Here is a 12,002-nt window from a genome sequence, read left to right as displayed (position 1 = left end):
CGGATCATCAAAAACAGAGCGTCGCAATCATGCCGGGACCGGCAGGCCAGCACACCCACATCCTTCACCAGAAAGGGGCTACGAAAAAGGTAACGAGCGAGCCGCGAAACACGACAGGACGTGGGAGCGCGAACCGCCAAACACGACAGGACGTTAGAGAGCGAGCGGCGCCTTAGCGGGGCGCGGGCAGCGCCGCAGGCCACGGCAACAGGTCCGGGAGTTCCACCCCGTCCGCTGCCGCTGTGGCCCTCAGGCTTCCCAGGCTGGGCTCCCGGCCTGCGAGCCAGGCAGCGATGTCCGTGAGCATCCCCGTGATGGCAATGGACGTCCCGCCACTGCCGATGGTCATCTGCGGCAAACCGGTGGGCTGAAGAACAAACTTGTAGGCCTCAGGAACCCGGGCCGTCAGGAACTCCACCAGGTGCTCGCAGAACGGCCGGCTCCAGGTCTCGGGTCCCCGTCCCGTTCCCAGGTCGGAAGCATGGATGACGAGTTCGCGCCACAACGCCAGACCGCCGTCGAGCACTGTCCCGTCCCGGTAGGCGATGCGCGCCTGCCAGTCCCCCGGCGCCAGGGCATCGAAGACGGCCAACGCCCGGGCCAAGGCAGCACCCACTGACTCAGTGTGGTCCGCGAGGCTGTGCCCCGCTGCGAGCTCAATGGCCTTGGTGCGGCCTTCCGGACCGCCGTCGTACAGCTCGATCGTCTCGCCGCGCTGGGCGAATTCGAGTTGGCGGGCCATGGCATTCGAGATACCGGCGATGTGGGCAAGGACGTGGCCGCGGGACCAGCCAGGGAGCACCGACGGTTCGGCGACGGACGATTCGTCCAACGTGGAAACGAGGCGGGTGACGACGTCGGCAGCTTTGTGAAGCTCGGCGAGCAGCGTCTCAGGTGTGAGTCGGGTCATAGCGCCAATGTTAACGCACTGCGGGATGGCACCTCGCGGAAAATGCCGCGACGTACCATCCCGCCAGGATTGCTAGCTTACGTAGCTGCGCGCGGCTTCCAGTTCGGCCTCGAGCGCTGCCAGTTGGCGCTCGACGGCGGCCGGCGCGGTACCGCCCTGGGAGTTGCGGCTGTTGAGCGAGCCTTCGGTGCTGAGCACGCTGCGCACCGCGGGAGTGAGGTGCTCGGAGATGGCCGCGTACTCTTCGTCAGTCAAGTCCCACAGCTCCACGCCACGGCCCTCAGCCTGCTTGACGGCCGCACCGGAGAGCTCATGGGCCTCGCGGAACGGAACGCCCTGGCGAACGAGCCATTCAGCGATGTCCGTTGCCAGCGCGAAGCCCTGCGGGGCCAACGATTCCATGCGCTCGGTATTGAACTTGAGCGTGGCGATCATGCCGGACACGGCCGGGAGCAGCAGCTCCAGGGTGTCTGCGGCGTCGAACACCGGCTCCTTGTCTTCCTGAAGGTCGCGGTTGTACGCGAGTGGCAGGCCCTTGAGCGTCGCCAGCAACCCGGTCAGGTTGCCGATCAGGCGTCCTGCCTTGCCTCGGGCGAGCTCCGCAACGTCCGGGTTCTTCTTTTGCGGCATGATCGAGGACCCCGTGGAGTACGAGTCGTGCAGCGTGACGAAGGAGAACTCCTTGGTGGCCCAGAAAATGACTTCCTCGGAGATACGGGACAGATCCACGCCAATCATGGAGCAGACCCAGGCGAACTCAGCGAAGACATCGCGGGATGCTGTGCCATCGATCGAGTTGTGGACCGCCGAGAAGAAACCGAGATCAGCAGCAACAGCTTCGGGGTCCAGACCGAGCGACGAACCAGCCAGGGCACCCGAGCCATACGGCGAAACCCCGGCGCGCTTGTCCCAGTCCTGGAGCCGCTGCACGTCGCGCAGCAGCGCCCAGGCGTGAGCCAACAAGTGATGGCTCAGGAGGACGGGCTGTGCGTGCTGCAGGTGCGTCCGGCCAGGCATGGCCACACCGTGGTGCGTCTTTGCCTGTTCCACCAGGGCGTCAATGGTGGCAAGGACGCCAGCCGCGATGATCCGGGCATGGTCGCGGAGGAACATGCGGCCGAGCGTGGCAACCTGATCGTTGCGGGAACGGCCGGCGCGGAGCTTGCCGCCCAGCTGTGTTCCTGCACGCTCGATCAGGCCACGCTCCAGTGAACCGTGAACATCCTCATCGCTCTCGGCCGGGAGGTAGGCACCGCTCGCCACATCCTCGTCCAGCTGGGTGAGGGCGGTGAGCATGCCCTCGAGCTCGGCGTCGTCCAACAGCCCGGCCTTGGCCAACACGCGGGCGTGGGCCTTGGAGCCGGCGATATCGTAGCGGGCCAGCCGCCAGTCAAAGTGCGTGGACTTGCTCAGTGCGGCAAGCGCATCCGCGGGGCCACCGGCGAACCGGCCGCCCCACAGTGCGCCTTCGTTTGTTGCCGACGTCATTATTCGCCTGCGACCCGCAGGTCGCGACCCGAGGCAACCTTGGAGGACATGCCCCACAGCTCGATGAAGCCGCGGGCCATGGACTGGTCGAAAGTATCGCCGGTGTCGTAGGTGGCGAGGTCGAAGTCGTACAGCGAGGTCTCGGAGCGACGACCGTTGACGATTGCCTGGCCGCCGTGGAGGACCATGCGGATGTCGCCGGAAACGTACTGCTGCGTGTCCTCGATGAAGGCGTCCAGGGAGCGCTTGAGCGGGGAGAACCACTGTCCGTCGTAGACGAGCTCTGCCCAGCGCTGGCCAACAGTGGCCTTGAAGCGGGCCTGCTCGCGTTCGATGGTGATGTCCTCGAGGTGCTTGTGCGCGGTGATCAGCGCCATGGCACCCGGTGCTTCGTAGATTTCGCGGGATTTGATGCCCACGAGCCGGTCCTCGACGACGTCGATGCGGCCAACGCCCTGCGCGCCTGCACGGCGGTTCAGTTCCTGGATGGCCTGCAGGGGGGTGACCTTGACGCCGTCGATCGCTACCGGCACACCGGCCTGGAAGGAAATGGTGACCTCATCCGGTGCCGGCGGGAATTCCGGGGTGGCGGTGTAGTCGTAAATGTCCTTGGTGGGCGCGTTCCAGATGTCCTCGAGGTATCCGGTCTCGACGGCGCGTCCCCAGACGTTCTGGTCGATCGAGTACGGGTTCTTCTTGGTGGTCTCGATCGGCAGTCCCTTTTCCTCGGCGAACGCGATGGCCTTGTCGCGGGTCAGGGCGAGGTCGCGGACGGGTGCGATGCACTTCAGGTCCGGGCCGAGGGTCTGGATGCCGACTTCAAAGCGGACCTGGTCGTTGCCCTTGCCGGTGCAGCCGTGCGCAACGGTGGTGGCGCCGAATTCGCGGGCGGCCTTCACCAGGTGCTTGACGATGACCGGACGCGAAATGGCCGAAACCAGCGGGTAGTGGCCCTGGTACAGGGCGTTGGCCTTCAGCGTGGGCATGGCGTATTCGTTGGCGAATTCGTCGCGGGCGTCAGCGACATAGGCCTCGACGGCGCCGCAACCGAGGGCGCGCTGGCGGATGGTCTCCAGCGACTCGCCGCCCTGTCCGACGTCGACGGCCACGGCGATGACCTCGGCACCGGTGGCTTCACCGATCCAGCCGATGGCTACAGAAGTATCAAGGCCACCGGAGTAGGCCAGAACAATGCGCTCAGTCACGAGAGTGCTCCTTTGTTGTTGCTTGGTTCATGTGGATCAATGCTGTGTGGATCAATTAGTTGCCCGGCCCGGCTTCTTCGGCCATGCGCAGGAAGCGTGCCGCCAGTTCCGCCCCGCCATCGGGATCCCGTGCGACCAGCAGCAAAGTGTCGTCGCCTGCGATCGTACCCAATACGGACGGCATCACCGAGTGGTCGATGGCCAGGGCCAGGAAATTTGCGGCACCCGGCGGCGTTCGCAGCACCACAATGTTGCCGGAAGCCTCGGCCGTCACCAGCAGCTCACCACAGAGCCGCGAGAGCCGTGCATCCAGGATTTCCTGGGTGACGCCACTCTTGGCGTTGCGGTCGCCGCCTTCGCCCGGTACGGCGTAAACAAGCGCACCTTCCTTGCCACGAACCCTTACTGCGCCAAGTTCGACGAGATCCCGGGACAGGGTGGCTTGGGTGACCTGGACGCCGTCGTCCGCCAGCAGGGCCGCAAGCTCTGCTTGGGAACGCACGGACTCACCCGTCAGGATCGCGGTGATTCGCGCCTGGCGGGCAGTCTTGGTGGCCGGGCTGGCGCCCGGGACGGACGGATTGGCGGACACTAGAACGTGCTCTCCCCGGTACCTTCAACGGGCGAAAGACCCTCTACAAAGGCGAGGCCTGAGCGGTGCATCAGCCACGCCATGAGCGCCTTCTGGGCGTGGAGGCGGTTCTCAGCTTCGTCCCAAACGATCGACTGCGGACCGTCGATGACGCCGGCCGAAATCTCGTAGCCGCGATAAGCGGGAAGGCAATGCAGCACAACTGCGTCCGGTGCGGCGTGAGCCATGGCTGCTTCATCCACGGAATAGTCGCGGAACAGCTGCATGCGGGCTTCCTTCTCGGCTTCCTGGCCCATGGAGACCCAAGTGTCCGTAGCCACGACATCCGCGCCGTTAAGGGCTTCGGCAGCGTCGCTGGTGATCAGCACCGAGCCGCCGGTCTCAGCGGCGCGTTCTTCCGCTGCAGCCACGATCTCCGCGGCCGGCAGGTAACCTTCCGGGCCGGAGATGCGGACGTGCATTCCAGCCGTTACGCCAGCAAGAAGGTAGGAGTTCGCCATGTTGTTGGCGGCGTCGCCCAAGTAGGCCATGGTCAGTCCGGCCAGTTCGCCCTTGTGCTGTTTGACGGCCAAGAGGTCGGCAAGGAGCTGGCAGGGGTGGTAGTCATCGCACAGTGCGTTGATGACGGGCACCTTGGAGTTTTCTGCCATGGCCACCAGGCCAGAGTGTGCCCCGGTCCGCCACACAATCGTGGACACCATGCGCTCCAGGACCTTGGCGGTATCCTCCACGGATTCCTTGTGGCCGATCTGCGCTTCGCCGGGGTTGATGATCAAGGCGTTGCCGCCCATGTCCGCGATGCCGGTGGCGAACGAGACTCGGGTACGGGTTGATGTCTTGTCGAAGATCACAGCGACGGTCTTGCGGCCGTTTCCGTCAGCAGCGAAGGGCTGCACGCTGTATGGCGCGGCCTTCATCCGCGCAGCGAGTTCCAGCACCTCGGCTTGCTCGGCCGGGCTCAGGTCCGTGTCTTTGAGGAAGTGACGGGTTGAAGTGCTCACTGTGCGTCCTTAGCGGTTTGGGCGGTGGCCGTGGCAATCAGCTCAGGCAGGGCAGCCAGGAAACGGTCGGCCTGCTCGACGGTCAGGATCAGCGGAGGAGCCAAACGGATGGTCCGCGGTCCCGGGCTGTTGATGATGAATCCGGCATCCAGGGCGGCGGTCACCATGGCAGCCGCGACATCAGCGTTCACATCGAAACCGATCAGCAGACCCTCACCGCGGACTTCGGTAACAGCCTCGATGGCAGTCAGCCCCTTGCGCAGGTGCGCTCCGACGGTGAGGACGTTGTGCAGGACGTTCTGGCTTTCGATCGCGTGCAGCGTGGCCAGGGCGGCAGCCGTTGCCACGGGGTTCCCGCCGAAGGTGGTGCCATGCTGACCGGCGGTGAGCAGGGCCGACGTCGTGCTTCCGAAAGTGATCAGCGCTCCCACGGGGAAGCCGCCGCCAAGGCCCTTGGCGAGTGTCACCGCGTCGGGCACGATACCGGCGTCTTCGCTGGCAAGCCACTTGCCGGTACGGCCGATACCGGTCTGCACCTCGTCAAGAATCAGCAGCGCACCGGCCTCGGTGGTTGCTTCGCGGGCAGCTTGCAGGTATTCGGCACTGAGTGGCCGGACGCCCGCTTCGCCTTGGATCGGTTCAAGGAAGACAGCCGCTGTGGAATCGTCGACGGCGGCGCGGAGGGCTTCGATATCACCGAACGGGATGTGGACCACACCACCGGGCAGTGGTTCGAACGGCGCCCGGTACGCCTCTTTCGCTGTGAGCGCCAGTGCACCCATGGTGCGGCCGTGGAAGGCCCCTTCGAGGGCGATGATCTTGGTGCGCTTCCCATCGGAGTTATGCCGCCGGGCGAGCTTGAACGCCGCTTCATTGGCCTCCGTGCCGGAATTGGCGAAGAACACCTTGGAACCGGCCGGCGCCTTGCTGATGGACAGCAGCTTTTCTGCCAGCGCGATCTGCGTGGGGCTCGTGAAGAAGTTGGACACGTGCCCCAGCGTGGCGAGTTGGCTGGAAATGACCGAGGTGACAAACGGGTGGGCGTGGCCCAGGGCGTTCACGGCGATGCCGCCGAGGAGGTCCAAGTACTCCTTGCCGTCGGCGTCCCACACGAGGCTACCCGCACCGCGGACCAGGACCCGCTGGGGCGTGCCGAAGACGCCCATCAGCGAGGAAGAGTAGCGGGCAAGCCAGTCGGCGCCGCTGCTATGGCCAGCGATGGCGTCAGCGGGAGTTTCAACCAGTTCAGCTTCGTTGGCGGTCATGCATTCACATCCTCATCAGGAACAACTTGGGTGCCGATGCCGGCGGTGGTGAAAGTTTCAAGAAGCATCGAATGCGGGAGCCGCCCGTCCACGATGTGCGCGCGTTCAACGCCTTCGTCGATCGCTTTGAGGCACGCAGCCATCTTGGGGATCATGCCCGATTCGAGCTTGGGCAGCATGGCACGGAGTTCAGTGGCGGTCAGCGAGGAGATCAGCGACGATTTGTCCGGCCAGTTGGCGTAGAGGCCCTCGACGTCGGTCAGAATGACCAGCTTGGAGGCGCCCAGCGCAGAAGCGACAGCGGCAGCCGCCGTGTCAGCGTTGACGTTCAGGACCTGTCCGGTGGTCTGGAAGCCGTTGCCGTCGTCAAGGATCTCCGGGGCCACGGTCGAAATCACGGGGATGCGACCGGCGTCGAGGATGTCCGTAATGCCGGCGGGATCCACACCCACTACCTCGCCCACCAGGCCGAGGTCCACCTCTTCGCCGTCCACAACCGTGCCGGTACGGACTGCGCGCAGGAGCCCGCCGTCCTCGCCGGACATGCCTACGGCGTATGGTCCGTGCGAATTGATGAGGCCCACAAGTTCACGACCCACCTGGCCGGTGAGGACCATGCGCACCACGTCCATGGCTTCCGGTGTGGTGACGCGCAGGCCACCCTTGAACTCGGACTCGATGCCAAGCCGGCCCAGCATGGAGTTGATCTGCGGACCGCCGCCGTGAACCACCACCGGGTGGATGCCCACGTGGTGGAGAAACACGATGTCCTCCGCGAAGGCACGCCGAAGGTCATCGTTGACCATGGCGTTGCCGCCGTACTTGATCACCATGGTGGTGCCGGCAAATCGCTGGATCCACGGCAGTGCCTCGATCAACGTTCCGGCTTTGTCCTGGGCGTCGCTCATGGACGTGGTCTCGCGGGTGTGCGCAGTCATTGTCATCCGCTCAGCTTGAGTAGGCGCTGTTCTCGTGCACGTAGTCGTGCGTGAGGTCGTTGGTCCAAATGGTGGCTTCGGCCTCGCCGGCCTGCAGGTCGATTTCGACCAGTACTTCGCGCGGTTCCAAGTCCACCAGGTTGCGGTCGTCGCCGATGCTGCCGTTACGGCAGATCTGGACGCCGTTCATGGAGACGTTGAGCTGGTCCGCTTCGAACACGGCGTCGGTGGTTCCCACTGCCGAGAGAACGCGACCCCAATTGGGGTCCTTGCCGAAGATTGCCGCCTTGAAGAGGTTGGACCGGGCCACCGAGCGACTGACGATTTCCGCATCGCGCTCGCTCGCGGCGTTGAACGTTCGGATCGCGATGTCGTGGCTGGCACCTTCAGCATCGCCGATCAGCTTGCGGGCGAGCTCGGCGCAAACTTGCGTGATGCCTTCGCTCAGCTGTTCAGCCGACGGCAGAGCCTCGGAGGCACCCGATGCCAGCAGCACCACGGTGTCGTTGGTAGACATGCAGCCGTCCGAGTCAGCGCGGTCGAAGGTGACCCGCGTGGCGTCGCGGAGGACGACGTCGAGCTCATCCGCGGGCACTTCAGCGTCCGTGGTGAGGACCACCAGCATGGTGGCCAGGCCCGGGGCCAGCATGCCGGCGCCCTTGGCAATGCCACCGACGGTGAACTGCTTACCCTGGGCGTCCGTCCCGGTAAAAACGGCCTCTTTGGAAACGCTGTCCGTGGTCATGATGGCGGTTGCGGCAGCAGAGCCGCCGTCCTCGGACAGTTCACGGAACGCAGCCTCGACGCCCGGGAGGATCTTGTCCATGGGCAGCTGCTCGCCGATCAAGCCGGTAGAGCAAACGACGACGTCGGAAGCTGAGACTCCCAGCACTTCTGCCACTTTCTCAGCCGTGGCATGGGTGTTCTGGAAACCCTGCGGCCCGGTGCAGGCGTTGGCTCCACCGGAGTTGAGGACCACGGCGTCGACGCGGCCGTCGCTGACTACCTGGCGCGACCAATGCACGGGCGCCGCGGCAACGCGGTTGGAAGTGAAGACTGCGGCCGCGGACTTGAGCGGACCGTCGTTGACCACGAGGGCCAGGTCCGGGTTGCCCGATGCCTTGATGCCGGCTTTGACTCCAGCGGCGCGGAATCCCTTGGGGGCGGTAATGGTCACGGTGCAACTCCCTGCAGGTTCAGGCCGGCGGTTTCGTCCAGGCCGAGGGCAATGTTCATGGACTGCACGGCTCCGCCGGCGGTCCCCTTGGTGAGGTTGTCGATGGCGCACGTGACAATCACGCGGCCAGTGTGTTGGTCGAAGGCCAGCTGCATGACGGCGTGGTTGGAACCCTGGACCGACTTGGTGCTGGGCCACTGACCCTCCGGAAGCACATGCACGAAGGGCTCGTCGTCGTAGGCCTCTGTCCAGGCCTGGCGAAGCTCCGCGTACGTGACGCCGTGCCCCACCTTGGCCGTGGCGGTTGTAAGGATGCCGCGGCTCATTGGAGCCAAGGTAGGCGTGAAGGATACGGTCACTTGCTCCCCGGCGGCGTTTGAGAGCCCCTGTTCGATTTCCGGCGTGTGGCGGTGTCCGCCACCCACGCCGTAGGGGCTCATGGAGCCCATGACTTCGGAGCCGATCAGGTTGACTTTGGCTGCTTTGCCGGCGCCGGACGTGCCCGAAGCTGAGACGATCACGACGTCGTCCGTCAGCAGGAGGTTGTTGTCGAACCCTGGCGTCAAGGCGAGCAGGGCCGACGTCGGGTAGCAACCGGGAACGGCGATGCGCTTGGCACCCTTGAGTGCTTCGCGCTGCCCAGGGAGCTCCGGAAGGCCGTAAGGCCACGTCCCGGCGTGGGCCGAGCCGTAGAACTTCTCCCACGTGGCGGCGTCCTGCAAGCGGTGGTCCGCTCCGGCGTCGATGACTATTGTTCCTTCCGGCAGTTGCGCAGCGATCTCGGCCGATGCTCCATGCGGAAGGGCCAGGAACACGACGTCGTGACCTGAGAGGTTCTCCACCGTGGTGTCTTCGAGAATCCTGCTGGCCAAACCATGGAGATGCGGCTGCAACTCCCCTAGTCTGGAACCGGCGTTGCTGTGGGCAGTGATCGCACCAATGGTGACGTTCGGATGGCCTGCGAGCAACCGCAGCACTTCTCCCCCGGCGTAGCCGCTGGCACCGGAGACGGCAACAGAAATAGTCATGGCACGACTATACAGCAAAACTATTCATGGTTGCCGATATTTATGCATGCCCAGTTTTGGGAAATGGCGGCCGTCACATTCGTTAGACGCGGGGGCGTATGCTTGATGAAGGGTGATCCAGACCGTGCAGTCCGAACGTCGGCTGCAGCGTTGCCCGTTAGCGATACGGGGCACAACCATATATGGCACCCACATCCACCGCTGAGCGCCCCAAAGTACGCGCTATTCAGCCCAACCCCGTTGTTCACAGCTATTCGGAACTCCTTAAGAGCGTCAAGGCCGCCGGGTTGCTCGAACGGCGCAGCGGGTTCTACATCTGGCTCTTTGTAGCCCTCATGATCCTCATGGCCGCAACATGGACAGGCTTCGCGCTGTTGGGCGACTCCTGGTTTCAGCTCCTGATTGCCGCAGCCGTCGGTATTTTCTGCACTCAGTTGAGCTTCCTGGCCCACGAGGCCGGGCACAAGCAGATCTTCGCTTCGCGTCGTGCCAATGACTGGTCGGCCAGGCTGCTGGCTACCGGGATCGCCGGCATCAGCTACTCCTGGTGGGAGCAGAAACACGGCGCCCACCACAATAACCCCAACGTCATCTCCAAAGACCCGGACATCCGGAACAACGCCCTCGTCTTCTACGAAGAAGCCGCTGCAGAACGCAAGGGCCGCCTGGCCTTCCTGACCAAGAAGCAGGGCTGGTTCTTCTTCCCGCTGCTCACGCTCTTGGGCCTTAGCCTGCAGTTTGACTCCCTGCGCTTCGTTTTCGGTCGCCAGAAGGTGCGTCACCGCTGGGTAGAGACACCCATCCTTGTTGCGCGACTTGCCGCCCTTCCGGTACTGGCCTTCACGTTCCTCCCCATCGGCATGGCCTTCGCGTTCCTCGGTGTCCAGATCATGGTTTACGGCTTCTACATGGGTGCCTCCTTTGCCCCGAACCACAAGGGAATGCCTGTCCTTCCCGCCGACAGCCGTGTGGACTTCCTCAGCCGCCAGGTCCTGACGTCCCGCAACATCTCCGGTGGACGCTTCATGGACTTCCTCTTGGGCGGCCTGAACCGCCAGGTTGAGCACCACCTGTTCCCGGACATGGCCCGCCCTCAACTTCACCGCGCCGCTGGAATCGTCCGCACCTTCTGCGCCAAGCACTCCATTCCCTACACGGAAACCACTCTGGCCCAGTCCTATGGAATTGTGGTCAGCTACCTGAACGAGGTCGGCCTTGCGGCCGGGCGCGGCTTCGATTGCCCCGTCGCTTCGACGCACGGACGGCGTTAGGCGTTCGACACCAAGGGCGCCTCACTCCATAGGATGGATGCAGAGCCGGGCACCGGAAGGACCGTCCCGGAGTGAGGAGCCCCATGACGCACGCCATCGTCGCAAAGCAGCCCGGAGGACCTGACGTCCTTGAATACGCCTCCGTGGAGCCGCCGGTTCCGGGGCCAGGACAGTTGTTGGTCAAGGTCGCTGCTGCCGGGGTCAACTTCATCGAAACCTACCAGCGCAGCGGTGCGTACAAGGTGAACTATCCGTTCACGCCGGGCGCCGAAGCCGCCGGCACAGTTGAGGCCGTTGGCGAGGGTGTGCAGGATTTTGCCATTGGCAGCCGTATCGCAACGGCCGAAGGTGCCAAGACCTATGCGGACTACACCCTGGTGGATGCTGCAAAGGCGCTCCCCGTTCCCGACGGCGTCGACGACCAGACTGCTGCGGCCCTCCCCCTTCAGGGCATCACCGCCCACTACCTGATGAACTCCTCCTTCCGCGTCGAGCCGGGCCACACCGTGCTCCTCCATGCGGGCGCCGGCGGAGTGGGCTTGCTCCTGACCCAGCTCCTGAAAGCCCGCGGCGCACGCGTGATCACCACAGTGTCCTCGGACGAGAAAGCAAAACTGTCAAAACTCGCCGGAGCGGACGACGTTCTCCGGTACGACGGGTTCGCCGACAAGGTCCGCGAACTCACCGACGGCGAAGGCGTCAATGTAGTCTTCGACGGCGTAGGCCGGGACACCTTCGACGATTCCCTGAAGAGCCTGCGCATCCGGGGCACCATGGTGCTCTTCGGTGCAGCCTCAGGACCCGTACCGCCGTTCGATCCCCAGCGTTTGAACTCCGGCGGGTCGCTCTCGGTCACCAGGCCCACCATGGCCCATTTCCTCCAGAACGCCCGCGAACGTCGGTGGCGCTCCACTGAGATTTTCGAAGCCGCAGCCAACGGAACGCTGACGGTGCGCGTAGGTGCCAGCTACCCGTTGGCGGAAGCAGCCCAGGCACACCGCGACCTCGAAGGCCGGCTCACTACCGGCAAGGTCCTGCTCATCCCCTGAGCCAAACATTGGGTGTCGGTCACGGAAACCGTAGTGAAACAAAATATGACGAGCAGGAAACGTCAGACACCTTTTGTT

The 12,002-nt window shown here is 64.5% G+C and carries 11 protein-coding genes; 2 read left to right on the top strand and 9 right to left on the bottom strand.

Going from position 1 to position 12,002, the window contains the following annotated elements:
* Positions 1 to 172: 172 nt before the first annotated feature.
* The 9 genes from ACIQC5_RS07730 to argC all read right to left on the bottom strand — a co-directional run bounded on the left by ACIQC5_RS07730 (position 173) and on the right by argC (position 9,604).
* Positions 173 to 910, bottom strand: coding sequence for a maleylpyruvate isomerase family mycothiol-dependent enzyme (locus tag ACIQC5_RS07730; RefSeq protein ID WP_400280122.1), 738 nt, complete (start codon positions 908 to 910; stop codon positions 173 to 175).
* Between the two features lie 72 nt (positions 911 to 982).
* Positions 983 to 2,398, bottom strand: a complete 1,416-nt coding sequence (gene argH, locus ACIQC5_RS07725; protein ID WP_400280120.1) for an argininosuccinate lyase — start codon at positions 2,396 to 2,398, stop codon at positions 983 to 985.
* A complete protein-coding gene (locus tag ACIQC5_RS07720; protein ID WP_091466547.1) occupies positions 2,398 to 3,603 on the bottom strand; it encodes an argininosuccinate synthase in 1,206 nt (401 codons plus the stop codon). The genes argH and ACIQC5_RS07720 overlap by 1 nt, the downstream gene beginning before the upstream one ends.
* Positions 3,604 to 3,658: 55 nt before the next feature.
* Entirely contained in the window at positions 3,659 to 4,195 is a 537-nt protein-coding gene (locus tag ACIQC5_RS07715) for an arginine repressor (RefSeq protein WP_400280118.1), read from the bottom strand.
* Positions 4,195 to 5,196: an ornithine carbamoyltransferase gene (argF, locus tag ACIQC5_RS07710; RefSeq protein WP_400280116.1), complete on the bottom strand. Its 1,002-nt coding sequence runs from the start codon at positions 5,194 to 5,196 to the stop codon at positions 4,195 to 4,197. Before argF ends, ACIQC5_RS07715 begins: the two co-directional genes overlap by 1 nt.
* A complete protein-coding gene (locus tag ACIQC5_RS07705) occupies positions 5,193 to 6,461 on the bottom strand; it encodes an acetylornithine transaminase (protein ID WP_400280114.1) in 1,269 nt (422 codons plus the stop codon). Before ACIQC5_RS07705 ends, argF begins: the two co-directional genes overlap by 4 nt.
* On the bottom strand, positions 6,458 to 7,399 hold the full coding sequence (gene argB, locus ACIQC5_RS07700) for an acetylglutamate kinase (protein ID WP_400280176.1): 942 nt from the start codon (positions 7,397 to 7,399) through the stop codon (positions 6,458 to 6,460). Before argB ends, ACIQC5_RS07705 begins: the two co-directional genes overlap by 4 nt.
* Positions 7,400 to 7,409: 10 nt before the next feature.
* On the bottom strand, positions 7,410 to 8,576 hold the full coding sequence (gene argJ / locus ACIQC5_RS07695) for a bifunctional glutamate N-acetyltransferase/amino-acid acetyltransferase ArgJ (protein ID WP_400280112.1): 1,167 nt from the start codon (positions 8,574 to 8,576) through the stop codon (positions 7,410 to 7,412).
* Complete coding sequence (gene argC / locus ACIQC5_RS07690; protein ID WP_400280110.1) at positions 8,573 to 9,604, bottom strand: N-acetyl-gamma-glutamyl-phosphate reductase; 1,032 nt, start codon at positions 9,602 to 9,604, stop codon at positions 8,573 to 8,575. The genes argJ and argC overlap by 4 nt, the downstream gene beginning before the upstream one ends.
* A 182-nt stretch (positions 9,605 to 9,786) precedes the next feature.
* Here argC and ACIQC5_RS07685 point away from each other — a divergent pair, with 182 nt between their 5' ends.
* Both ACIQC5_RS07685 and ACIQC5_RS07680 read left to right on the top strand, forming a co-directional pair.
* A complete protein-coding gene (locus ACIQC5_RS07685) occupies positions 9,787 to 10,875 on the top strand; it encodes a fatty acid desaturase family protein (RefSeq protein WP_400280108.1) in 1,089 nt (362 codons plus the stop codon).
* An 83-nt stretch (positions 10,876 to 10,958) separates the two neighbouring features.
* Positions 10,959 to 11,924 carry a quinone oxidoreductase family protein gene (locus ACIQC5_RS07680; protein ID WP_400280106.1) on the top strand — a complete coding sequence of 322 codons (966 nt, stop codon included), beginning with the start codon at positions 10,959 to 10,961 and terminating at the stop codon, positions 11,922 to 11,924.
* The last annotated feature ends 78 nt before the right edge of the window (positions 11,925 to 12,002 follow it).

It is taken from the genome of Paenarthrobacter sp. NPDC092416, assembly GCF_044755025.1.
Lineage (GTDB): Bacteria > Actinomycetota > Actinomycetes > Actinomycetales > Micrococcaceae > Arthrobacter.
Note: the sequence above shows the minus strand (reverse complement) of the source record. Positions and strands in the feature narration are given on the sequence as shown.